This window comes from Lentibacillus jeotgali (assembly GCF_000224785.1).
Lineage (GTDB): Bacteria > Bacillota > Bacilli > Bacillales > Amphibacillaceae > Lentibacillus > Lentibacillus jeotgali.
Genome location: NZ_AGAV01000006.1, coordinates 18003 through 42233 on the forward strand (window position 1 = coordinate 18003; position 24231 = coordinate 42233).

The window sequence follows — 24231 nt, forward strand, 5'->3', positions numbered from 1 at the left end:
AAATATGGAAATAGCTGACAACGGGTCTCATGCCTTTAAATCAAGAAGATACATGCAAGGGGGGACAATAAAGGTTATTAACTTTTCCTATTTTAAAGCTTGATTACAAGTTTCCGATCAGGTCAAGTAGCTGTCTCTTGGTAATATGGGTGATGAATTATTTGTGATATCGATGACAAAACCAAAATTTAAGTCACTGAAGGGGGATACAAGTTAATGAGTAAAGAAGTCATTACTGAAATGAAGCAGTCGATGAAACTGCCTGTCATTATGGCGCCGATGTTTTTAGTATCCAATCCGAAAATGATTATTCAAGCCTGCAAGGCCGGGATAGTCGGTACCTTCCCTGCATTAAATGCCCGGACCGGAGATATTCTGGAAGACTGGATGGTGCAAATCACCGAGGAATTGGAACAATTAAAACATAATTCACCAGATCAAATGGCAGCACCATGGGGGATTAATTTTATTACCCACCGTTCAAATAAACGGTATGAAGAAGATCTTAAGCTGATTAAAAAATATAAGCCTCCTGTTGTGATCACTTCACTGGGGGATCCAAGTCCTGTTGTAAAAATTGCCCATGAATATGGCGGGATTGTCTTTTCAGATGTTATTAATATCAAGTTTGCTAAAAAGGCAATTGAAAAGGGAACGGATGGACTTGTTTTGGTATCAAGCGGTGCAGGGGGCCATGGCGGTGCGCTGAATCCATTTGCATTTCTAAGTGAAGTTCGGGAGTTTTGGGACGGCCCGATCATCCTTGCTGGCGGCATGTCCAAAGGTGAAGATGTATTGGCTGCGGAAATTCTTGGGGCAGATTTTGTCTATATGGGATCACGGTTTATTCCAGCTATCGAAAGTTCCGCGCAGGATGCTTACAAAGAAATGATTCTTGATGCTAACATAGAGGATATCATCTATACGGATGCGTTCAGCGGGGTGAAAGCAAATTATCTTATTCCAAGCATTATCAATGCCGGATTAGATCCACAAAAACTGGAGAAAAAAGAAGAAATTAACTTTGACAAGTCAAGCGGGGAATTAAAAGCATGGAAAGACGTCTGGGGTGCAGGTCAAGGTGTTGGCAGCATAAAAAAAATTCAGTCAGTCTCAGAGATTGTGCGAGAACTTGAAAAATCCTATGAGGATGCGGTGGAGAATATAAGCAAACAGCAAAGCAAGGCGAGATTATAAGAATAGTAAACAAGCATTTATTGAGGCAGGGATGATTCGTCATTTCTGTCTCATTTTTTGTTGCACAGTTAAATTTTGTATCAATTTGATTGACTCATAATCAAATAGTTTTCAAACTAATACATCTAATTGAAAAATTTAAAAATTAATTTGACCTATCAGAATCTTTCCATTACAATTTAATTAACCAAAATACAGAATAATTATTCCGTTATACGGAATTAAATCGAGGAGGTGTATGAATGAATAAATTAATTACTCCCAGTGAAGTCCTTAAATACATTGATAACGAAGATACTTTATTAGTCGGTGGATTTGGCTTATCAGGTACACCACTTACCTTACTTGATGAAATTGCTGAATCAGGTAAGAAAGATTTGACTATAGTAAGCAATAATTTGGGAGAGCCGGCAAAAGGACTGGGAAAATTACTTTTGGCTGGTTGCTTAAAAAAGGCAGTAGGCACTTATTTCACAACTAATCGAGATGCTGTGTCGGCTTGGAATGCGGGTGAATTAGAAATTGATCTGATCCCCCAAGGGACACTTGCTGAGGCAATTCGCAGTGCTGGTGCCGGAATTGGTGGTTTTTACACGAAAACGGCAGTTGGAACAAAAATAGCAGAGGGAAAAGAAGAAAAAATTATCGATGGTGAAAGATATCTCTTAGAAAAAGCAATAAAAGGTGATGTATCTCTTATAAAAGCTTTGAAGGCGGATTCATTAGGGAACTTGATTTATGACCACACGGCAAGGAATTTCAATCCTGTCATGGCTACTGCAAGTGAGATTGTCATCGCAGAGGCTGATGAAATTGTAGATGAAATCCCACCCTCCGAAATAGTGACGCCTCATATATATGTTGATTATCTGGTGAAAAACAAATATGTAAAAAAGGGAGGTGTTTATGTTGAGCGAGTCTGATCGCATTAAAATAGCCAAAAGAGTTGCAGAAGGGCTTGAAGATGGCGCATTTGTCAACCTTGGTGTTGGAATACCTACATTAATTCCCGACTACCTAAAAGGTAAGCAGGTTTTTCTCCAGTCTGAGAATGGTTTACTCGGAATCGGCCCTACGCCAGACGAAAAGAATATAAACATGGATTTAATTAGTGCTGGAAAGAAACCGATTACAATGGATAAAGGCGCGTCATTGTTTGACAGTTCGGATGCTTTTGCGATGATACGAGGCGGACATGTGGATGTTGCCGTTTTAGGTGCTCTGCAGGTAGGCCATTATGGAGAAATTGCCAATTGGGCTGTCCCTGGGAAAACGATTCTGGGAGTTGGTGGTGCAATGGATTTGGTAGCTGGTGTTAAAAAGATTATTCTGGCCTCGACTCATCAGTCAAAAAATGGAAATCCCAAACTGATAGATAAATTAACTTTTCCAAGCAGCGGTGCTAGAAAGGCAGATATGCTGGTTACCGAGCATGCTGTATTTAAATTTACATATGATGGCCCAGAGTTGGTTGAAATATTATCAGATATTTCAATTGGAGAATTGAGAAAAATTACGGGCACAGAATTCAAAGAAAAAATCACTACATCAGAGGGGAAGGAGACTTGTTAATGAACCAAGTAACTGTCGTAGGTTCAGGCGTGATGGGAAAAGGAATCGCTTATACTTTTGCCATTTCCGGATTCAAAGTTTACGTAAATGACGTAAAAGAAGATATCCTTCAAAAATCGAAAATAGATATTGAACAACTGCTGGAGGGCAGTTTTAAAAAAGGGTTTATAGAAGAAACAGTCTATCAGCAAGCGAAAGATAACCTTCAATTTGATACGAAACTGGAAACAGCAGTCAAGAATTCTGACATCGTAGTGGAGGCTGTGTTGGAAAATATAGACTTGAAGATTCAGGTCTTTCAACAGCTGGATAAAATTTGTAAGCCTGAGGCAATCTTGGCTACAAATACTTCAACAATGAGCCCGACGGAAATTGGGGCACAAACAAGTAGAGCCAACAAAGTAGTAGCGATGCATTTCTTTAATCCCGTTCATAAAATGAAGCTGATTGAGGTGATCCGCGGGCTTGATACATCGGATGAAACGGTTAGAAAAGTAAAGGAAGTTTCAAAGCGATTAAATAAAGAAGCAGTCGAAATAAATGAGTTTCCTGGGTTTGCTACTTCAAGAATGAATTGTCTCATCGGGAATGAGGCAATGAACATGTTAATGGAGGGGGTGGCAAGTGCAGAGGATATTGATAAGGCGATGAAGCTTGGGCTAAATCATCCGATGGGACCACTGGAATTGGCTGATTTGGTCGGGTTGGATTCAAGACTACGCAACATGGAATACTTGCATGAAACGCTAGGTGAAAAGTACCGACCATCACCAATCCTATTAAAATATGTAAAAGCTGGAAGACTTGGTAAGAAAAGCGGTAGCGGCTTTTATAAATACTCATAAAGAGGAGGAATTAGATGAGCCAGGAAGGAAATGTACGTATCAAAAAGGAAGGGGGCATGTTCTGGTTGACATTGAACCGGCCGGGAGCCCGTAATGCCCTGGATACAGCGATGCTGTCGGAAATTGGGCAGGCAATCGATGAAGCTGAAAGGGACGATACGATAAAAGTAGTAATGGTGAAAGGAGAAGGGGAAAAATCTTTTGCTTCAGGAGCAGATATAAAACAGTTATATGACAAACAACCGCTTGAAGCATTATTACCTGGTATGCAAGCGCTTTACGACAAAATTGAAAGCTTAAACAAGGCTACGATCGCATTAGTTGACGGCTATGCATTAGGTGGCGGTTGTGAGTTGGCGATGGCTTGTGACATACGTATTGCTTCCAAAAAAGCAAAATTCGGCCTTCCGGAACTGAACTTAGGAATCATTCCGGGGGCAGGCGGAACACAGCGTATGGCAAGAATGATTGGAAAAGGCAGAACACTGGATATGATATTGACTGGAAAAATGATTGATGGCCGGGAAGCTGAGCGAATTGGTTTAGTGAACTATTTCGTTCAGGAGGAGGAAAGTTTAATAGATAAAGCAAAAACGGTCGCAGGAGAAATTTTGAAAAAAGGTCCTGTTGCCATCCAGATTGCGAAAATGGCTGTTCATAAGGGATATGATATGGATGAAGGAACAGCAATGTGGCTGGAAAAGCTGTCACAGGCAGTTGTTTTTGGAACAGAAGATAAAAAAGAAGGAACAAAGGCATTTATTGAGAAACGAAAAGCTAAATTCCAAAACAGATAAAGTAGGAGGGACATCATAGTGGATTTTAATTTACCAGAGGAAATTGAATTTTTACGTGAAAACGTACGAAAGTTTGTAAAAGATGAGGTCGAACCAGTTGCAATGGACATTGAAGAAAATAATGAAATTCCGGAAAAAATAATCAAACAGTCCAAAGAAATGGGGTTATTCAGCTTAAGCATCCCAGAAGAATACGGCGGACTCGGTCTTGATATGGTGGGCAAGTCAGCTATATTTGAAGAACTTGGAAAAACACACAATGGATTCACAACGCTGATAGGTGCGCATAATGGTATCGGCAGTGCTGGCATTGTCGAGCTTGGGAATGAAGAACAAAAACAGAAATACCTGCCGAAAATGGCAACTGGAGAATGGATTGGTGCTTTTGCATTGACTGAGCCTACTGCAGGATCGAATGCAGCCAACCTGAAAACAACCGCTGAGAAAAAGGGAGATAAATATATAATTAATGGTTCCAAGCATTACATTACAAATGCAGTTGATGCTAACGTATTTACTGTTATGGCAGTTACAGATTCTTCTAAAGGAGCCAAGGGCATCACGTCATTCATTGTTGAGAAGGATTTTCCTGGTTTTACCTTAGGAAACGTTGAAGAGAAAATGGGACTTCGGGGTTCACATTCTGCTGAACTGTTTTTTGAAGATATGGAAGTTCCTACTGAAAATGTGCTTGGTGAAGAAGGGCAGGGATATGTAAATGCACTGAAGATTTTAGCAAATGGACGTGCCGGTCTCGCCGCACGGAATCTGGGTTCATGCGATAAACTATTGGAGCATTGTTTAAGCTATGCCAACGAACGAGAACAGTTCGGAAAGCCGCTCTTGGAAATCCAAACCGTACAAAATATGCTCGCTGATATCAGCCTGCAAATTGAAACCTTGCGTTCACTTACTTATCGTGTCGCATGGATGACAGATCAAAAACAAAGAGTCGTGAAAGAAGCGGCTATTGCAAAACTATATGGCTCGGAAGTCTACAATAATATAGCTGACCTTGCTGTTCAGATTCATGGTGGTATCGGTTATATGAAGGACTATCCAATTGAACGGTATTATCGCGATGCACGTATTACCAAAATCTATGAAGGTACATCAGAGATTCAGCGTAATATTATCTCAGGTGAGTTAATTCGTGAATTGAAAAGAAAGGAAGGATAGTATGCAAGAATCCTATATTATAGGCTCTGTGCGTACAGCAGTCGGGAAAATGGGAGGATCACTGAAAAATGTTACATCTGATTACTTGGGAGAGGAAGTGATCCGGGAAGTGTTGACCCGGTTCGGACCTGAAGTGAATGTGGATGAAGTCATTCTGGGACAGGCCAAGCAAAATCAGGACCATTCAAACGTTGCAAGAGTTGCAGCATTGCGGGCAGATTTGCCGGAAACTGTCAGTGGATACACGGTGCATAGACAATGCGGTTCAGGTTTGCAGGCAATCAATAATGCCGATATGCAACTCAAACTTGGGTTTTCTGATGTTATTATTGCGGGCGGTTCCGAAAGCATGAGCACTGCTCCCTTCTATTTGAGAAATGCACGTTATGGCTACAATGCCGGAAATGGCGCATTGGTGGACCCAAATACAGAAAGTCAGCCGGGTTCACAGCCAAGAGATGTATATGGCGACTTGACAATGGGACTGACTGCCGAGAATCTTGCTGAGAAGTATAGTATATCCAGGGAGGAACAGGATGAGTTTGCTCATCGCAGTCAAGTATTGGCAGATAAAGCAATCAACGAAGGAAGATTCAAAGATGAAATTGTACCTTATGAAGTGAAAGAGCGAAAAAATACGTTCACTTTTGATACAGATGAGCACCCAAGACTTACCTCTCCGGAAAAGTTGGCAAAACTTCCGGCCGTGTTTAAAGAAGGTGGGAGCGTCACCCCTGGTAATGCTAGTGGACGAAATGATGGGGCGGCTGCGCTTTTAATGATGAATAAGGAAAAGGCAGATTACTATGGTCTGAAGCCAAAAGCGAAAATTATTGCGCAGGCTGTAAGTGGCGTTTCACCGGACATAATGGGAATTGGCCCTGTGGAATCGACAAAAAAAGTTTTAGAACAGGGTGGCCTCTCATTGGATGATATTGGACTTGTGGAATTAAATGAGGCATTTGCGGCGCAGTCGATTGCAGTTATCCGGGAATTAGGCCTGGATTTGGATCGGGTTAATGTAAATGGCGGTGCCATTGCACTGGGACATCCGATAGGGGCTACTGGTGCAATTATCACCACGAAATTGCTTTATGAAATGGAAAGAATAGGAGAAAAATATGGGCTTGTCACACTTTGCATTGGTGGGGGTCAAGGTATTTCAAGTATAATTGAATATCTGGAATGACAAAAATGGCTGGTATTTAATTTGCCAGCCATTTGTAAGATAAACACAGCATCTATTGATTTTTTGATTCTTTTTACTTTAATTTAAAGTTAATATAAGTAGAATGCATATTTCACATTTTGGAATAAAAGATATCTGTATGAATTTGAAAGCCAATGAATTAATCTAGACATATTTAAGGTGGAGAATGATCGTAAATGAGTCAAAGTCTGTTGAAGGCTATTAAAATATTGGATTGTTTTGACGGGAATAGGGACCTGTCTTTGATGAACTTGGTCGAGATATCCGGATTGCCGAAGACGACCGTTTACCGGCTGGTGTCTTCACTGGAGCAGGCCGGATTGCTTGTAAAGATCAAACGCTCGGGTCTTGACGTGAAGTATAGGATGGGTCTCAAATTTTTGGAACTGGGTAATAAAGTTAGCGAACAGTTGGAATATAGAAAAATCGCTCTTCCTTATATGAGGACATTGAACAATGAATTAAATGAACTTGTATATTTGGCAGTGATTGAAGGGGATGAAGCAGTCTATGTCGAACAACTAAACAGTACCAAACCCGTAAGGCTCGTTATAAAAGTAGGTAGAAGATCACCGCTTTATGCTGGATCTGCCCCAAAGCTACTGCTTGCATTTATGGGTTCGGATGATATAGAAGAGTACTTGAAGGATCTTGATATGGAAAAATTCACAGATAACACCATTTATGATAAGCAGAAATTAAAGGATGAACTAAAGCTGATTCGGGAGAGGGGATATTCCATTAGCCAGGCTGAGCGCTTTGAAGAAACGATGGGATTCTCCTATCCTGTCCGGGATTATAGTGGTAAAGTCATCGCCTCGCTTGGGGTAAGTATACCGGTAACCGACTATTCACCTGAACGGGAGAAAGTCATTCTTGAAAATATTAAAAAGTCGGCAGAGCATGTTTCTGTGGAATTAGGCTATGTCCAAGATTTACAAGGATGACTGGTTCTTGGTTCTAAAAGGAGGAGCTGATATGGAAAGTAATCATTCCATAGAAATAATTCCATTCCCGGGGATCGTTTTGGATGAAGATGGTCGGGTTGTTACGTTTAACTCCTTGATGTTATCGCTTATAGCAGGAATGGAAGCTTGTAAACAAATATCGGATATTTTTTCTGTATGGAATAAAATACCGGGCTCAAACTTAGTGGATGCGGTCTATAAGGGAAAGTCTTTCCTATTTATCGAGACCAGTGGGAAACAAGGGCAGCTTTTTATTGGTATTGAAACAGATATTTTGGTCGATTTAAGGATGCGGAATAAAGAACTGGAAAGTTTGAATAGGGATTTGGATGCGGTGATAGAAAACTCATATGATGGAATTTATATTACGAATAATAAAGGTGATACTTGGAAGACAAACTCAGCCATCGAACGAATAACTGGTATACCAAAGGAGTATTACCTGAACAAAAATGTAGATGAACTTGTAGACCGAGGTATCTTAAAAAATTCCGTCACCAAAAAAGTGGTGGAATTCGGGAGAACGGTATCTTATGTACAGAAGAATTACGAGGGAAAAGAAACACTTTTAACAGGAACTCCTGTATTTAATGAGGAAGATGAAGTTGAAAAAATCGTAACCAATATCAGAGACCTGTCTGACCTGAATGAACTGCAGGAGGAACTAACGAAACTGAACCAACTGAACGACAGGTATAAGAAGGAACTGTCCCATTTGAAAAAAAAGCATGTACAGCTGAATGGAATTGTAACTCAAAGCAGTCAAATGAAAGCGATTTATGAAACGGCAGAAAGGATTGCGGATATAAATGCCACTGTTCTTATTTTAGGAGAAACCGGAGTGGGAAAGGATGTACTGGCAAAATACATCTATGAAGAAGGTGCACGCTCCAAGGAAGGAGAGTTTTTGAAAATCAACTGTGGTGCAATACCCGCGGATTTACTGGAATCGGAATTATTTGGTTATGAACCAGGAGCGTTTACCGGTGCAAGCCAAAAAGGAAAACCAGGGATGTTTGAGGTAGCTGATAAAGGTATATTGTTTATGGATGAAGTTGGAGAACTGCCTATAAACCTTCAGATTAAATTGCTCCAGGTTCTCCAGGAAGGTGAGATTCAAAGAGTCGGGGGACTCCAAACGAAGAAAGTCGACGTAAGAATAATTGCTGCCACCAACAGGAATCTGGAGAAGATGGTGGCTGAAGGAGATTTTCGTGAAGATTTGTATTACAGGTTGAAAGTTATACCTTTCTATGTTCCGCCTTTGAGAGAAAGAAGGGATGATATTCAGCCTTTAGTAAGATTATTCCTTAATCAGGTGAACAATAAGTACCAATTGAAAAAAGAATTCGGTCAAAACTTGAAGGAATTCTTGCTTTTCTATGAATGGCCGGGAAATATCCGGGAACTTTATAATCTTATTGAAAGAATGGCTGTAACGGGAAAAAGTGATAAGATTCTTTTGAAAGATCTCCCACCTGAATATTATCCGAATGAGCAAGAAACGAACGAAATTATCTCACTAAAGGAAGCTACTGAAGCCAAGGAAAAGGAAATCATTTCATCTGCAGTTAAAAAACTTCAAAATACGTATGAGGTAGCAAGAGTATTAAAAACAAGCCAGCCTACTATTGTACGGAAGATGAAAAAGTATAAAATTAATTTCAACTAATCTAAAAAGGGGGAGAAACCATGAAAATTGGTGTAGCTGGAGCAGGTGCTGTAGGCAGTTTCTTTGGCGCTTTATTGCATAAAGGTGGCCATGATGTCATATTTCTTGCAAGGGGAAAGCAACTGGAAAAATTGAGCGAACAGGGGTTGTCCATCCAAGGAGAGTCCGGGAACTTACATATTGGTGGAGAGTTTACGGAAGATCCATATGGACTGGCGCAATCGGATCTTATATTATTCTGTGTTAAATCCAATGATACAGAACAAATGGCTAAACAACTCCTTCCTATCCTAAAAGAGGGCTCAGCTGTGCTAACAGTACAAAATGGAGTAGATAATGAAGAAAAGCTACAGAGAATTTTCGGGGCTAATCGATTACTCTCAGCTGCAACGTATGTTCAAGTATTCATGGAAGCCCCGGGACAGGTACGCCAGAGGGGAAGAGTAAAGTTGGTTATAGGTGAAGTGGAGTCCAGGGCTTCAGGAAAAGCGAAAATGATGACAGAAGAGATTCGTTCAGCCGGTATTGATGCTAAGTATTCTAGTAATATACTGGAACGGAAATGGAAAAAGCTGCTTTGGAATATTACTTTCAATCCTTTATCTGCGATGGTTGAGGTAAAGGTAGGGGAGATTCTTGATTCATCACCGTTACGAAAGACTGCAGAGAACATATGCAGGGAGGCATTGGCGACTGCTGCTGCAACAGGAATGATTGTTGATCAGGAGAAGGCTTTTTCGACCATCTTTTCAAATGCTGAATTGGCAAGAAGTCATCAAACTTCGATGTTACAGGATCGTCAACAGGGCAAGGAAATGGAAGTTGAGTCCATGTGTGGATATGTCGTCAGAAAAGCTCAAAAGTTAGGGGTGGCTACCCCAACACTAGAAACAATTTATCACCTGCTTACCTTTATGAATGAAAAAAATCAGTAAACTATTTAACCTGTCTGTGAGGTTTATTTATTGCGTAACGATTCATTATTGAATGGATTGATTCAATAATGAATCGTTACGGATTAGTCATTTTGTGGATTATTAATTCAATTATGAATTATTAGACGTAATAATTAAACTATGAATAAACAAGCTGAAATTTTTTATCCCCATGAATGAAAGCGTTTCCTAACGCCGTTGTCTTGTTTTGAAATGGTTGGCATGATTTTTGCTTTTAATATTAATGAAAACCCTTATAAGGAGGAATAATCATGACGGTGGCAATTAGTGATGAACTGGAACAAATGAAGACAATGATAAAAAACTTTGCGGACAAAGACGTGGATTTATACGCCCAACAGATTGAAGATGAAGATATTCTGCCGCAGTATTTGATTGAAAAAGCAAAGGAACTTGGACTTTTTGGTATAAGTATTCCGGAAGAGTATGGGGGAATTGGTTTAAATGCAGTCGGAAAAACGACCGTACTGGAACAATTAGGAAGGACACATAATGGTTTTGTTTCCCTGATAAGTGCACATACGGGAATCGGGAGCACAGGAATCGTCAAAATGGGTTCCGAACATTTAAAACAAAAATATCTTTCGGATATGGCTGCGGGTAACAAGATAGGGGCCTTTGCACTCTCCGAGCCGGGAGCAGGATCTGATGCTACTAATCTAGCTACTCAGGCTGAAAGGCAAGGTGGTAGTTGGATTCTTAATGGAACAAAGCATTTTATCACCAATGCTCCGGTAGCTGACGTATTTACTGTTTTTGCTTTAACAGATAAAGAAAAAGGGGCAAAAGGCGGTATTACCGCCTTCCTGGTGGAAAAGGATTTTCCGGGGCTAACAATAGGAAAAAAAGACAAGAAAATGGGACTGCGTGGATCTGCCACGGCTCAACTAATTTTTGAAGATTGCGTGGTACCACATGAAAACGTGATTGGTGAAGTGGGCATGGGTTACATGAACGCTTTAAAGATTCTAGGAGAAGGGAGAGTTGGCTTGGCGTCAAGAGCAGTAGGGTCCTGTGACAAGTTGATAGAATTATCCGCTGCCTATGCTAAAGAAAGGGTGCAGTTCGGGAAACCAATCGCAAATAATCAAGCCATCCAATGGATGCTTGCCGATATGGCAACCGAAACAGAGGCGGCTCGTACCCTGACTATGAATGCGGCGGAAAAAATCGATGAAGGTAAGAAAGTGATTAAAGAGGCTTCAATGGCAAAATTGTTTGCTTCAGAGGTATTCAATAAGGTTGCCGATAAAGCATTACAGATCCATGGTGGTATTGGCTACATAGGCGAATATGCTGTTGAACGTTTCTATCGGGATGCACGGATAACTAAAATCTATGAGGGGACTAACGAAATACAGCGTTTGATCGTGGCAAGGAAAATATTGGATGAGAATTGAGGTGGAGGATGAATACGTTTGATTTATTTCAATTAAAAGGTCAAGTAGCCCTCATTACAGGGGGAGGAAGAGGAATAGGTTTTCAAATCGCAGAAGCATTATCCGACGCCGGCTGCGCTATTGCTTTGTGTTCGAGAAAATTAGAGGCTTGTGAAGATGCCGCACAAGCATTGACATCTAAAGGTGTTAATGCACAAGCCTATCAATGTGACTTGGGAAATGAAGAGGATATCAACCAAGTTATGAATGATGTGCTTGAAGACTTTGGACGGATTGATATTCTCGTAAACAATAGTGGCACTACTTGGGGAGCTAATGTGGAAGATATGCCCTTGGAAGCCTGGGAGAAGGTGATGCGGGTAAATGTAACTGGTACATTTCTGATGTCGCAGGCTGTAGGCAGGAAGATGATTGAGCAAAAGTCCGGTAAAATCATCAATATTGCTTCTGCAGCAGGATTAAAAGCCGAGCCACCGGAGGTGCTAAACGCTATTGGTTACAGCACAAGTAAGGCAGCAGTTGCCCATTTCACCAAGGATTTGGCGAGAAAATGGGCTCAACACGGTGTTTATGTTAATGCGATTGCTCCGGGTTTCTTCCCCACGAAGATGACAAGGGTTGTTCTAGAGCAAAATGGTGATGCTATAACGGAAAAAAATCCGCTTAATAGGATCGGAGATGAAAATGCAATCAAAGGAACAGCGTTGTTGCTGGCAGCAAATGCAAGCGATTTCATTACAGGGCAAATTTTGAGCGTGGACGGCGGAAGCACTTTATAGAAGATTGGAGGTGAGATTATATGAGTGCGGATGAAGCAAATCGGAACAAGATTGATACAACTGTTAAAGAAAAACCTGCGTATGTAGAAGATATTTGGAGAAACAGAGCTGTGAAATGGAACTTTTCCAGGTTTCTCGTTTTGATTATTTCCTTGCTTGCGATTGGGTTGTCTATATTTCATATTTACACGGCAGGATTTGGAACATTGCCATCATGGCAGCAGCGAAGTATACACGTGTTATGGGCAATGCTATTAATCTTTTTGTTGTTTCCATTTCGTAAAGGAAAAGATTTTGGAATTCTTGATATCTTGGTAGTTTTACTGACACTGGCTACCTCGTTTTACATGATTACAGAAGCGGAAGCCATTCTAAGCAGGCAGGGTAACATCAGTGCCGCGGATACAGTGTTTGGGACTTTATTTATTGTCCTTGTTCTGGAGGCAACTAGAAGAACAAACGGTATTCTGATGGCATCAGTCGGGATATTCTTTCTAGTCTATACCATGTTCGGACAGTACTTTCCAGGTGCCTTGGCACATCCGGGAATCCGTTATGAAAAAATGGTTGACCATATGTTCAGTGGGACATTGGGAATATTCAGTGCACCCGTGTATGTCAGTTCAACAGTTTTGATTCTGTTTGTTATCTTTGGCGCATTCCTTATACGGTCCGGTGGAGGTCAGTTCTTTACCGATGCTGCATTTGGCTTGTTAGGTAACAAAACGGGTGGACCGGCACTTTCGTCCGTTGGATCAAGTGCTTTAGTGGCGACAATTACAGGGAATGGTGCAGCGAATGCTGCGATCACCGGCTCCTTTACAATTCCATTAATGAAAAAGCTAGGGTATAGTAAAAGGTTTTCGGCCGCCGTTGAGGCAGTTGCCTCTCAGGGAGGGCAGATTATGCCACCGATATTGGGGGCTTCAGTGTTCATCATGGCTGAAACCATTGGTATCCCTTACATTCAATTAGCATTGTTCGCATTGATACCCGCTGTCATCTATTTTTTCATTGCAGGTATGGTGGTATATTTCCATGCAAAACGATTGAAGATGGCTGGTATACCACGTGAGCAACTGCCTGACTTCAGAAAGGTACTGTTGAAACAGGGATACCTATTTTTACCGATTATTCTTATCATAGCACTAATGGTTTACGGTTATAGTCCAATGAAAGCGGGATTCTATGCCACCATTGCAACCATCCTTTTAAGTTGGATTCGTAAGGCAACAAGAATGAATTTACTGGATATCCTTGCGGCATTGGAAAATGGCACAAGAAACGCGCTTGCAGTTGTTGCTGCGTGTGCTACAGCCGGGATTATTGTTGGGTCAGTATCTTTGACGGGGCTTGGCATCACTTTTTCAAGATTTGTCATAGATGTGGCAGGTCAAAATTTATTACTTCTTTTGTTATTGGTAGCTATCGCTTCCATCATCATGGGAATGGGCATGCCGACAGTGTCTGCATACGTAATTCTGGCGGTGTTGGGCGCGCCGGCACTCATTGAACTAGGAGTGAACGTTGTAGCAGCTCATTTCTTTGTTTTCTATTTTGGTGTTCTTTCCGGGTTGACACCGCCGGTTGCCATTACGGCTTATACAACGGCTGGCATATCTGGGTCGGATCCGCTCAAGACAGCCTTTTATGCAATGAAAATTGGGCTTGGTGGTTTCTTTGTCCCGTTCATATTTGCCTATAATCCCGTTTTGTTGATGCAAGAAGGGAGTCCTTTAGAAATTGCTATCGCTACTGGAAGTGCCTTAATAAGCTGTGCCTTTTTTGCCGCAGCTTTGGAAGGGTATCTCTTTAGTGAATTAGGAGCTCTAAAAAGGCTGCTAAGTATGGGGGGGGCTATATTGCTAGTAACACCTGGATTTCTGGGGGATATTATAGGGTTGGCGCTGGTAATTGGTTTAGTTGTATGGCAATGGAGAATTAGGACGGATGATACAGTAGAGGAAAAACAAATAATTAGATAAAGGGAAGGTGTAAGTATGAAAAAAACAATGATAAATATGGTTATTGCAACGATTGTTGCCTTATTGCTTGGAGCATGTGGAGGAGAAGAGACATCCGGCTCAGGAGATAAGCCAACAGCACCAGATAAGTTCTTAACGATTGGCTCAGGTCCAATGGGGTCCGGATGGTACCCAATCACTACAGCAATGACGGAAATTTATTCGGAATCCTTCAATGGATTGAATGCTACCCAGCTGGAAGGCGGGTCCACAGCAAATCTGGAATCTCTGGGTGTGGGTGACGTCCAGATGGCGTTGAATTATACACCGGATTTTATCTCCGCTCTGGAAGGCGGAACAGGATTCGATAAACCAATTGAGGACTTAGCTGCCATTGCTGCGATTTATCCGGTTTACCAGACGATTGCAACCACTGCGGATAATGAGGACATCAATTCGATTGAAGATATTGTTGATAAGCATATCTTTCTCGGTCCTAAAGGTGGCGGTGGACCCGTTGCATTTTGGAAGATGATGGAGGAATATGGGATTGATGAACAGACCATAGAAGAGGCAGGAGGGAAGGTATCTTATGGAAATTATTCCGACGGGGCTTCTATGTTGAAAGATGGGAATGTGGATGTGTTCCTCGGTGGGGGAGCTCCTTTCATCCCGGCTTTACAGGAAATTGAGATAACCAGTCCTATTAAGGTTATCCCGATAGACGAAAATAAATTGGAAAGTATTGAAGAGAAGGGGATTGGAATCACAAAAGGCGCTTTACCAGGCGGTACTTATAAAGGAATAGAGGAAGATGTACCGACGTATGTCATGGAAACTATGATTACAGTGGATTCTAAATTGGATGAGGATTACGTTTATAATCTAACTAAATTTTTCTGGGAAAACTTGGATACCTTTGAAGAACAGGTTCCTCAGCGCGCTAAAAATTTCACTTTGGATACTGCCTTGAATGGAATAGATCCAGAAAAACTTCATCCGGGGGCAAAAAGATATTACGAGGAACAAGGCGTGCTTGAATAATCTTAGAAGGGGGTTGAATTATTTTGAAGAATCTTGAGGAACGTAAATGGTTCAGAGCTTATCCGGAACAAATGATTAAAGAATTGGATATTCCAGTAGTGTCTGTATATTCCCTTTTAGAAGATACCGTAAGCCATTACCCAAACCGTCTTGCTGTTATTCAGGACGAAGTAAAATACACTTATAAGGAATTGAAGGAATATATCGATCATCTTGCGGGTGGATGGAAGGAGCTAGGTTTGAGAAAAGGGGAAAGGATTGGCCTGATGATATCCAATGATCCAGGATATATCATCAGCTATTATGCTGCTATGAAACTTGGTCTTGTTGTTGTTCAAATTAACCCGCGTTATACACCTAGAGAACTATTGCAGATCGCTAGTGACGCTGAAGTGGCTTACATTGTGACAGAGGATAATATGATTGAAAAAATCAAAAAACTGGATGAAGTTTACCAATTTCAGCATATTTTTGTGGTTGGTTCATCAGATGATGAAATTATTTCTCTTGCATCACTTATCAAAAGCTCAAAAAAACTGGAAGAAAACAATACCATCACTCCCGGCGAGGACGTAGCTGTTATTCAATACACCGGAGGAACGTCAGGAGCCATCAAAGGAGCGATGTTGACACATTACAATCTTGTCGCCAATGTCATTCAAAGTTATGCCATGTACGGGGAAGACATGAAGTTTGGAAAAGAAACTGTATTGACTGCTACTCCGCTATACCATGTGTATGCTATGACAAGTGGCATGAATCTTGGAATTTATATTGGTGCTACAAATCTTCTCATCAAAAAATTTGAGGTTGCTGATGTGTTAGAGAAAATAAAGACATACAAACCTACTTTTTTTCCTGGAGTTCCCGGTATGTACAATGCGTTTATTAATCATGAACGGGTTCGGGAATACGGGTTGGACTGCCTGAAGTTTTGTTCAAGTGGTTCAGCCCCCTTGCCTGTGGAAGTAATCCGGAAATTTGAAGAAATCACTGGAGCGGTAATTGGAGAGGGATTTGGGTTGTCAGAGGCCTCGCCTTCCACTCATCGAAATCCCCCAAAGGGAATAAGAAAAATAGGTAGTATTGGTATTCCAATGCCGGAAACGGACAGTAAAGTGGTAGATGAGAAAAATAATGAACTACCGGCGAATTCTGTCGGAGAACTAGTCATCAAGGGACCACAAATCATGAAAGGATATTGGAATAATGAAGAACAGACCAGAAAAAGTCTGAAGGCGGGATGGTTATACACCGGTGACTTGGCTTTACAGGATGAGGACGGCTACTTTTTTATTGTTGGTAGAAAAAAAGAAATGATTATCAATGGGGGCTTCAACGTCTATCCCCAGGAAGTAGAAAATGTCCTATACGAACATCCTGACATAAAGGAATGTGCGGTTGCCGGTATTCCTGATCGGGAAAAGGGGGAAGTAATCAAGGCATACATTGTTCCGAAGAGAGGGATATCCATTGATTTTGAAGAACTAAAGGGGTTTTGTTATAGAAGTCTTACGCCCTATAAAGTACCAAAGCGATTCGAAGTTATAAATGAACTTCCAAGGAATAATGTAGGTAAAATACTGAAACGTAAGTTGGTAGATGCTGAAAAGAAAAAAAGTCAGAAGAGAGATTGAATGAATCAATTTCATAATTGCTCTTTTTAAAAACACAAAGACCTGCAGAATTTTTAAAATGGATTTTTTAAAATTCCTTTAAACAGCTTGCTAGGCAGCCTGTTGTTGGTTTAGCTTCGCATTAATACGATCTGCAGCTAGTTTTGAAGCATTATACATCAAAGTAACGATGTCAAAATGGACTTTAGCACGTTCACCTGTGCGAATACGAACATTGTTGAGCTGGAAGAACTCCTTTAAATACGCATTAACGTTCCACTGCTGAACGACGGTTGTAAATAGCTTTCCAGGCTTTGGAGCCACGAGCCGGCGCTGTGTATCGTCTGAGGTCTTTGGTAATTTTCATCTTGAACACTTTTTGCAAATACCTTCATTGGCTAATGGGCAATCTTTGCATTCCTTCGGGCTCGTGTACTTCAGTGTTTCATATTTGGCATCGTAACTATCATAACGATACGAATGCTCACGGAAACAAGTCGGGGCAAAATACTTATCAAACCCAATTGGTTCCGATTCATTCCGTTTATTATAGGCAATAATGGATTGCTGCCCCATTTGGTACACTTGCTGGTAAATCGGTTCAAAATCATAACCGGCATCCATCGTTTGATAACACAAGTTTGGAAGTGGCAAGCGTTCATCAATCCCTTTCAATAACGGAATGGCGCCTTTTCCGTCGTTCATTTTTCCTGACGAGAAAAGGGACTGTAAAATATATTGACTCGATGTACCAACCGCCAGATGGCCTTTATAGCCAAACCAGAATTCGTTTTTGCCTTCACTATTCTTCTTGACTCCCCATTGGGGATCCCGAGGAACTTCATCACGAAGTTCGGTTAAGGAAGCGTCTAATTGGGCTTCAATTTTTTTGTCATAAAGAGGCATATTAGCTTCTTTTTCAGCTTTTTCCTTTAACCATTGTTCACGCTCTTCTTTGGATTTACTGCCGCGCTTTTTAGGCTCCGGCTTTGGCTTTTCTTCTTTAAGTGGTGCCTGATCGCGTGCTTCGAAGTGAGTAGCATCGATTGCGACTGTATCATCAATGATAAAGCCTTCCGCAATGGCTTGGAGGACAACCTTTTCCTGCGCTTTTTCCAAAGCGTTTGTTTCTTTCAACTTCGCAAAAAGCCGGGAATAAGAAGCTTCAGATGGGATTGGATCAGAAACAAGAAATCCGCAATTCAGTTTAAAGGCAATATCGTCATTTAGACGTTTGACCAGGTCTTTTATCGTTGGGATGCGCTCGATGTATCGAATGAAAATGGAAATAATCATCGCTGCATAATTCAGCTCTTCCGGCGCACCAAGTCGCGATTTTTTGGTCACTTCATGGTAAATCGAATCCAAATCAATCGCGGAAATGATTGCCTCATATTTTTGGGTAGGTTCCATTTCATATAATTCTTGGATGCCAAATAGGCTCGTTTGCCGTATAATGGTCATAGGAAGTACTCCTCCAGTCTTTTTGGGATGTTTAGTCAACGACCATTATACAAGATTTGGGGAGGTACTTCCTTTTTTATGTCTGCGAGCCCTTGCGAGATAAGGGCTGGGAATTATGAAATTCACTCGAATGTAAAAATATTTAAGTACGATAATACATTGACTATCGGCAGTACCATACCATAGTTTTCAAATAAAGTTGACGGTACAATCAGTTATTATAGAACCCAAGGGTTAAAACTAAATATAGTGAAAACGGGCCTATCCCTGACAAGGAAGTTATCAATATAGTTAACGAGGAGTGGGAAGATGAATATCTTTGTTTTATTGAAAAAAACGTTTGATACCGAAGAAAAGATCAAAATAAACGACGGGCAAATTGAGGAGGATGGTGCCGAGTATATCATCAATCCTTATGACGAATACGCTGTAGAGGAATCAATCATTCAAAGGGATGAGCATGGCGGTGAAGTGACTGTCGTTACGATAGGTGATGATGAATCGGAAAAGCAACTGCGTACGGCTCTGGCCATGGGGGCGGATAAAGCGGTATTGATAAATACTGATGAAGACCTGGAAGATGGTGATCAGTCGACAACGGTGAAAATTCTTGAATCTTTTTTTGATGATAAGGAAGCTGACTTAATATTTGCTGGTAATGTAGCAATCGATGAATCGAGTGGTCAGGTAGGTCCAAGGCTAGCAGAAGCCCTGGATATTTCATGTGTTACAACAATCACCAGTCTGAAAATTGATGGGGACACAGCCAGCATTGAAAAGGACGTTGAAGGCGATGTGGAAATGGTTGAGAGTGCACTTCCTTTGCTCGTCACCTGTCAACAGGGACTGAATGAACCTCGTTATCCATCTTTACCGGGTATTATGAAAGCAAAGAAAAAGCCGCTGGAGGAACTGGAAATTGACGACCTTGATCTGGAGGAAGAGGAGTTAGAGCCGAAGACAGTGACAATCGATATTTTTCTGCCTCCAGAAAAAGGGGCGGGAAAGGTACTCGAAGGAGAAGTGGATGATCAGGTGAGAGAACTCGTTACCTTGTTAAAAGACGAAAAGAAAGTATTATAAATAGCATAAGGAAGGAGAATTACAGTGAGTAAATTACTAGTATTTGGTGAAAGCATGGAAGGAACACTTCGGAATGTTTCTTTTGAGGCTGTAGCAGCAGCCAAAAAAATCGATGCGGATGCTGAAGTTGTAGGTGTCATATTTGGGTCGGAAGATCTTAAGGAACAAGGAGAGGAAATCATTCGTTATGGAGCAGATCGTGCGGTTATAGTACAGCATGAAAAGCTAGAAAACTATACTGCTGATGCATACGGACAGGCAGCAATGGCTGTCATCCAGGAAGAATCACCGGATGGAATCGTAATGGGGCATACTTCTATCGGTAAAGATTTGACACCGAAACTGGCAACAAAACTGGATAGTGGGCTTATATCAGACGGCGTTGATATCGACAATGAAGGGGACAATGTGGCTTTCATTCGGCCAATTTATTCAGGAAAGGCATTCGAGAAGAAGATTATTACAGAAGGGTTAACATTTGTGACCATTCGTCCGAATAATATTAAACCACTCGAACGGAATGAATCCAGAAGTGGAGAGGTGACGGCCAAGCATGTAGATATAGGGGACATCCGTACCGTTATCAAGGATGTAATCAGTAAGGCTTCCGATGGAGTAGACTTGTCTGAAGCGAATGTAATCATTGCCGGCGGTCGAGGTGTCAAGAGCAAAGAAGGGTTCGAACCACTTTATGAACTAGCTGAAGTTCTGGGTGGTACAGTCGGGGCGTCCCGTGGTGCATGTGATGCCGAGTATTGTGATTATGCCTTGCAAATAGGCCAGACAGGAAAAGTCGTGACACCGGATCTGTACATTGCTGTAGGAATATCCGGCGCCATCCAACATCTTGCGGGTATGTCCAATTCGAAGGTGATTGTGGCCATCAATAAGGATCCGGAATCGAATATCTTTAATGTGGCTGATTACGGTATAGTAGGTGATTTATTTGAGGTAGTGCCGAATCTTACCGAAGAACTGAAGCAATTGAAATTAAATGTTTAATGAAAAATTGACGAACGGATTTGAGAACAAGAAAAACAGAGTAGGAAGGTGAAAGCCAATTTGGACAAATTAATTGAGGATGTTCGTAACAGTTTTGAATCAAGTCCATTTTTTTCACATGTCGGTTTTGAAATCATTGAGTTCGAGGAAGGTAATGTTATCCTGAAGCTTCCAATTAGAAAACAGTTATTAAACGCCAATGATTCCTTGCATGGTGGGGTTCATGCAACTATGTTGGATCTTGTCTTGGGAATGGCCATCCGGTCCATGACCAGGACAAGGTGTACGACTATTAGCCTGAACATTAATTATCTCAATCCCTCTACAGAAGGTGAAATAATATATGCAACAGGAAACATCCTGAAACAAGGATATCGTATGGTAGTAGCAGAGGGGGAAATCAAGGATGAGAATGACAACATTCTGGCTAAAGGAATGGGCAATTATAAATTGATCAGAGATTAAATAAAGGTAAGAGTAACGTTTTTGCTGAACCCCTCATTTTTGATTAAAAAATCTAAAAATTATATTGCAATTTAAATAGGATCTGGTATAATAAACACTAAATATTCCGAAAATACTAAATGGTTAATATGTATCTGTGAGTTGTGAACTGTGAATGATAAATGCAAAGGAAGGGATTGTTAGTGAAAAAACCATGGCTAAAACATGTCGTCGGTGGAACCCCTCATGAAATTGAGATCCCTGAAGTCTCTTTGACCCACATATTTGAGAACTCTGTTCAAAAATTTGCTGAACACAATGCCATTACCTTCAATGGAGATACATACACTTACAAGCAACTTGAACAACTGATCAGGAATGTCGCAGGGTCTCTGAGAAATTTGGGAATTAATAAAGGAGATAGAGTGGCACTGATGCTGCCAAATTGCCCGCAGTATCCAATCAGCTATTATGCAACCCTGATGTGCGGGGCTGTAGTGGTACAGGTAAACCCGATGTATAAGTCATCTGAACTGCTACATGTTTTGAATGATTCGGAGGCCAGAGTGCTGATTGCATTGGATAAACTGCTACCAGTTGTTGAAGAGGTGATTAATGCCACAGAAGTAGAAGTCACTTTACCAGTTTCATTTGAAAACGATTGCAAATTCAATGAATACATGAAAAATCAAAAATACAAAGTGCCGGAGGTTTCCATTGAGCCCAAAAAAGATGTAGCGATTCTGCAGTATACGGGCGGTACAACCGGCCGTTCAAAAGGGGCCATGCTGACCCACTACAATTTAGTGGCGAATACGCTTCAAAGTTATGCAACATCCAAGGTTCGAACCCGCATCGGAGAAGAAAGGTTCTTGACTATTTCTCCTTTGTTTCATGTATACGGGATGACTAGTTGTATGAATCTGTGCTTTTATACCGGAGGTAATCTGATTCTGGTTCCAAAATTTGACGTTGAGCAGACAGTGGAAGTCATCGAAAAAACCAAACCGACCATCTTTCCAGGTGTGCCGACCATGTTTATTGCTTTATTGAGTTATTACAAAGAGAAGAATTTTGACTTAACAAGTCTTAGGACATGTACCAGTGGATCTGCTCCGCTGCCAGTTGAGGTACTTAATAATTTCAATGAAACGAGCGGTACTAGTGTAGCAGAAGGGTTCGGCCTGTCCGAAGCTTCACCGGTTACCCACCGGAATCCGATTAGTGGCTTGCAGAAGCCCGGCAGTATTGGGATTCCTATCCCCAATACGGAAGCAAAAATTGTAGATTCCGTTACCGGGGTAGAAGAGCTGGAGATCGAAGAAGTCGGAGAGTTGGTGGTCAGGGGACCACAGATTATGAAAGGCTACTGGAACATGCCGGAGGAAACTACAAACGTTCTTAGGGATGGGTGGCTGTTTACCGGTGACTTGGCAAAAATGGATGCCGACGGATTTTTCTATATTGTTGGCCGGAAAAAGGAAATGATCATCGCCAGCGGCTACAATGTCTACCCGGTTGAAGTGGAAGATGTCATTTATACCTATCCAAATGTACTGGAGGCTGCGGTAATTGGCGTACCTGATAAGTATAGAGGAGAGACAATCAAAGCGGTGGTTGTTCCAAAAGAGGGAGAAAATCTAGACGGGGAGGAGCTAATCACCTACTGCCGGGAGAGACTGGCGGCCTATAAAGCGCCACAGTCTGTGGAGGTTGTTAGTGAGCTGCCAAAGACAACTGTAGGGAAGATATTAAAAAGATCGTTGATTGAAACATATTCCTAGTAAACCACACATATTAAATACTAACTAGTTAGTATAACGCTTGTTATATATAAATGGAGGTAAACAACATGCATTTAAGACTGACAGATGAACAGAAAATGGTCCAGGAAACCATCCGTAAATTTGTGGAGAATGAACTAATACCTTTGGAGAATGAAGTATTAAGAAATGAGAGAGAAGGCAAGCCGAGTCTGTCCGCTGCAAAGCAAGAGGAGCTTCAGCGGAAAGCAAAAGAATCCGGGTTCTGGGGAATTAATACACCGAGCGAGTATGGTGGAGCTGATCTTGGACAGATGATGCAGGCCATCGTTTCCATGGAGGTTGCTAAAACGTTCGTTCCTTTTACGTTTGGGGGTTCTGCGGATAATATTCTTTACTACGGCAATGAAAGACAAAAGGAAGAATATCTGATTCCAACCATTAACGGGGAAAAGAAGTCCTGCTTTGCCATGACAGAGCCGGATGCTGGCTCCGATACGAGAAATATTAAAACTACTGCAGTAAAGGACGGAAATGAATGGGTGATTAACGGGGAAAAAACATTTATTACCGGTGGAAACGAGGCGAATTTCGTGATGGTTATTGCCATCACCGACAAGGAAAGGCATCAGCAAACTGGAAGAGAAGGTGTGACTTGCTTCATTGTTGACCGCGACATGGGGTGGAGGTCTGAGTACATCGATACCATGGGAGAATGGGGACCGGCAGCACTTGTATTTGACAATGTGAGAGTACCGGAAGAAAACATTCTTGGAGAACTGCATGGCGGATACAACCTTGGTCTGGAATGGATAGGTTTTGCCAGATGGATTGTAGGAGCACGTGCAGTTGGTGCTGCCGAGCGACTATTGCAGATGGCAATCGACTATTCCAAGGAACGAAAAACATTCGGTCGACCGATCGGTGACAGACAAGCAATCCAGTGGCAAATAGCGGATTCAGCAGTTGAGATAGAGGCAGCAAAATGGATGGTGCTTAATGCGGCATTCACCCTTGATCAGGGAGAAGATAATCGGCACCTTGCATCTATGGCCAAGTTATATGGATCTAATATGGGTAACAGGGTGGTTGACCGTGTTATGCAGATTCATGGTGGTATGGGTTACACAAGAGAGCTTCCGATTGAACGTTGGTACCGTGAAGCAAGATTATGGAGAATCTATGACGGAACGGACGAAATTCAACGCATGATTATTGCGCGGAACCTGTTAAAAGGTAATGTAAAAGTAGGGCAATTTATCTAATATTTATATTT

General features: G+C 41.5%; 20 protein-coding genes and 1 pseudogene. 20 read left to right on the plus strand and 1 reads right to left on the minus strand.

Annotated features, from left to right (window positions below):
* Nucleotides 1-216: 216 nt before the first annotated feature.
* The 15 genes from ON01_RS06085 (at nt 217) to ON01_RS06155 (ending at nt 17220) form a co-directional block, all read left to right on the plus strand.
* Nucleotides 217-1197 (plus strand): NAD(P)H-dependent flavin oxidoreductase, encoded by a 981-nt coding sequence (locus ON01_RS06085; RefSeq protein WP_010530125.1) that lies wholly within the window; start codon nt 217-219, stop codon nt 1195-1197.
* A gap of 242 nt (nt 1198-1439) precedes the next feature.
* Nucleotides 1440-2120 carry a CoA transferase subunit A gene (locus ON01_RS06090; RefSeq protein ID WP_010530126.1) on the plus strand — a complete coding sequence of 227 codons (681 nt, stop codon included), beginning with the start codon at nt 1440-1442 and terminating at the stop codon, nt 2118-2120.
* Nucleotides 2104-2769, plus strand: coding sequence for a 3-oxoacid CoA-transferase subunit B (locus ON01_RS06095; RefSeq protein WP_040912329.1), 666 nt, complete (start codon nt 2104-2106; stop codon nt 2767-2769). Before ON01_RS06090 ends, ON01_RS06095 begins: the two co-directional genes overlap by 17 nt.
* Nucleotides 2769-3614 carry a 3-hydroxyacyl-CoA dehydrogenase NAD-binding domain-containing protein gene (locus ON01_RS06100; protein ID WP_010530128.1) on the plus strand — a complete coding sequence of 282 codons (846 nt, stop codon included), beginning with the start codon at nt 2769-2771 and terminating at the stop codon, nt 3612-3614. Before ON01_RS06095 ends, ON01_RS06100 begins: the two co-directional genes overlap by 1 nt.
* Nucleotides 3615-3628: 14 nt before the next feature.
* The gene (locus ON01_RS06105; RefSeq protein ID WP_010530129.1) at nt 3629-4411 is read left to right on the plus strand and encodes an enoyl-CoA hydratase/isomerase family protein; all 783 of its coding nucleotides are present in this window, start codon (nt 3629-3631) and stop codon (nt 4409-4411) included.
* 18 nt (nt 4412-4429) lie between these two features.
* Nucleotides 4430-5590, plus strand: a complete 1161-nt coding sequence (locus tag ON01_RS06110) for an acyl-CoA dehydrogenase family protein (protein ID WP_010530130.1) — start codon at nt 4430-4432, stop codon at nt 5588-5590.
* A 1-nt stretch (nt 5591) separates the two neighbouring features.
* Nucleotides 5592-6779 (plus strand): thiolase family protein, encoded by a 1188-nt coding sequence (locus ON01_RS06115; protein WP_010530131.1) that lies wholly within the window; start codon nt 5592-5594, stop codon nt 6777-6779.
* Between the two features lie 197 nt (nt 6780-6976).
* Entirely contained in the window at nt 6977-7747 is a 771-nt protein-coding gene (locus ON01_RS06120; protein WP_010530132.1) for an IclR family transcriptional regulator, read from the plus strand.
* Between the two features lie 31 nt (nt 7748-7778).
* Complete coding sequence (locus ON01_RS06125; RefSeq protein WP_010530133.1) at nt 7779-9440, plus strand: sigma-54 interaction domain-containing protein; 1662 nt, start codon at nt 7779-7781, stop codon at nt 9438-9440.
* A gap of 20 nt (nt 9441-9460) precedes the next feature.
* A complete protein-coding gene (locus ON01_RS06130) occupies nt 9461-10375 on the plus strand; it encodes a ketopantoate reductase family protein (RefSeq protein WP_010530134.1) in 915 nt (304 codons plus the stop codon).
* A 272-nt stretch (nt 10376-10647) separates the two neighbouring features.
* On the plus strand, nt 10648-11796 hold the full coding sequence (locus ON01_RS06135) for an acyl-CoA dehydrogenase family protein (protein ID WP_010530135.1): 1149 nt from the start codon (nt 10648-10650) through the stop codon (nt 11794-11796).
* Nucleotides 11797-11804: 8 nt separating this feature from the next.
* Entirely contained in the window at nt 11805-12575 is a 771-nt protein-coding gene (locus ON01_RS06140; protein ID WP_010530136.1) for an SDR family oxidoreductase, read from the plus strand.
* Between the two features lie 20 nt (nt 12576-12595).
* On the plus strand, nt 12596-14560 hold the full coding sequence (locus ON01_RS06145; RefSeq protein WP_010530137.1) for a TRAP transporter permease: 1965 nt from the start codon (nt 12596-12598) through the stop codon (nt 14558-14560).
* A gap of 15 nt (nt 14561-14575) precedes the next feature.
* A complete protein-coding gene (locus ON01_RS06150) occupies nt 14576-15583 on the plus strand; it encodes a TAXI family TRAP transporter solute-binding subunit (RefSeq protein WP_010530138.1) in 1008 nt (335 codons plus the stop codon).
* Nucleotides 15584-15606: 23 nt separating this feature from the next.
* Nucleotides 15607-17220, plus strand: a complete 1614-nt coding sequence (locus tag ON01_RS06155; RefSeq protein WP_010530139.1) for a long-chain-fatty-acid--CoA ligase — start codon at nt 15607-15609, stop codon at nt 17218-17220.
* 90 nt (nt 17221-17310) lie between these two features.
* On the opposite strand, the pseudogene ON01_RS06160 reads toward ON01_RS06155, so the two are convergent.
* Nucleotides 17311-18663 (minus strand): annotated as a pseudogene (locus ON01_RS06160) (IS1182 family transposase).
* A 309-nt stretch (nt 18664-18972) separates the two neighbouring features.
* On the opposite strand from ON01_RS06160, the gene ON01_RS06165 reads away from it, so the two are divergent.
* The 5 genes from ON01_RS06165 to ON01_RS06185 all read left to right on the plus strand — a co-directional run bounded on the left by ON01_RS06165 (nt 18973) and on the right by ON01_RS06185 (nt 24220).
* A complete protein-coding gene (locus ON01_RS06165; RefSeq protein ID WP_010530140.1) occupies nt 18973-19746 on the plus strand; it encodes an electron transfer flavoprotein subunit beta/FixA family protein in 774 nt (257 codons plus the stop codon).
* Nucleotides 19747-19770: 24 nt separating this feature from the next.
* Entirely contained in the window at nt 19771-20748 is a 978-nt protein-coding gene (locus ON01_RS06170) for an electron transfer flavoprotein subunit alpha/FixB family protein (protein ID WP_010530141.1), read from the plus strand.
* A gap of 60 nt (nt 20749-20808) precedes the next feature.
* A complete protein-coding gene (locus ON01_RS06175) occupies nt 20809-21213 on the plus strand; it encodes a PaaI family thioesterase (RefSeq protein ID WP_010530142.1) in 405 nt (134 codons plus the stop codon).
* A gap of 182 nt (nt 21214-21395) precedes the next feature.
* Complete coding sequence (locus ON01_RS06180) at nt 21396-22976, plus strand: long-chain-fatty-acid--CoA ligase (protein ID WP_010530143.1); 1581 nt, start codon at nt 21396-21398, stop codon at nt 22974-22976.
* Nucleotides 22977-23044: 68 nt separating this feature from the next.
* Nucleotides 23045-24220 carry an acyl-CoA dehydrogenase family protein gene (locus ON01_RS06185; RefSeq protein WP_010530144.1) on the plus strand — a complete coding sequence of 392 codons (1176 nt, stop codon included), beginning with the start codon at nt 23045-23047 and terminating at the stop codon, nt 24218-24220.
* The last annotated feature ends 11 nt before the right edge of the window (nt 24221-24231 follow it).

Coding starts and splice junctions, on each gene's coding strand:
- ON01_RS06085 (WP_010530125.1), top strand. CDS start 217: ATGAGTAAAGAAGTCATTACTGAAATGAAGCAGTCGATGAAACTGCCT.
- ON01_RS06090 (WP_010530126.1), top strand. CDS start 1,440: ATGAATAAATTAATTACTCCCAGTGAAGTCCTTAAATACATTGATAAC.
- ON01_RS06095 (WP_040912329.1), top strand. CDS start 2,104: ATGTTGAGCGAGTCTGATCGCATTAAAATAGCCAAAAGAGTTGCAGAA.
- ON01_RS06100 (WP_010530128.1), top strand. CDS start 2,769: ATGAACCAAGTAACTGTCGTAGGTTCAGGCGTGATGGGAAAAGGAATC.
- ON01_RS06105 (WP_010530129.1), top strand. CDS start 3,629: ATGAGCCAGGAAGGAAATGTACGTATCAAAAAGGAAGGGGGCATGTTC.
- ON01_RS06115 (WP_010530131.1), top strand. CDS start 5,592: ATGCAAGAATCCTATATTATAGGCTCTGTGCGTACAGCAGTCGGGAAA.
- ON01_RS06120 (WP_010530132.1), top strand. CDS start 6,977: ATGAGTCAAAGTCTGTTGAAGGCTATTAAAATATTGGATTGTTTTGAC.
- ON01_RS06125 (WP_010530133.1), top strand. CDS start 7,779: ATGGAAAGTAATCATTCCATAGAAATAATTCCATTCCCGGGGATCGTT.
- ON01_RS06130 (WP_010530134.1), top strand. CDS start 9,461: ATGAAAATTGGTGTAGCTGGAGCAGGTGCTGTAGGCAGTTTCTTTGGC.
- ON01_RS06135 (WP_010530135.1), top strand. CDS start 10,648: ATGACGGTGGCAATTAGTGATGAACTGGAACAAATGAAGACAATGATA.
- ON01_RS06140 (WP_010530136.1), top strand. CDS start 11,805: ATGAATACGTTTGATTTATTTCAATTAAAAGGTCAAGTAGCCCTCATT.
- ON01_RS06145 (WP_010530137.1), top strand. CDS start 12,596: ATGAGTGCGGATGAAGCAAATCGGAACAAGATTGATACAACTGTTAAA.
- ON01_RS06150 (WP_010530138.1), top strand. CDS start 14,576: ATGAAAAAAACAATGATAAATATGGTTATTGCAACGATTGTTGCCTTA.
- ON01_RS06165 (WP_010530140.1), top strand. CDS start 18,973: ATGAATATCTTTGTTTTATTGAAAAAAACGTTTGATACCGAAGAAAAG.
- ON01_RS06185 (WP_010530144.1), top strand. CDS start 23,045: ATGCATTTAAGACTGACAGATGAACAGAAAATGGTCCAGGAAACCATC.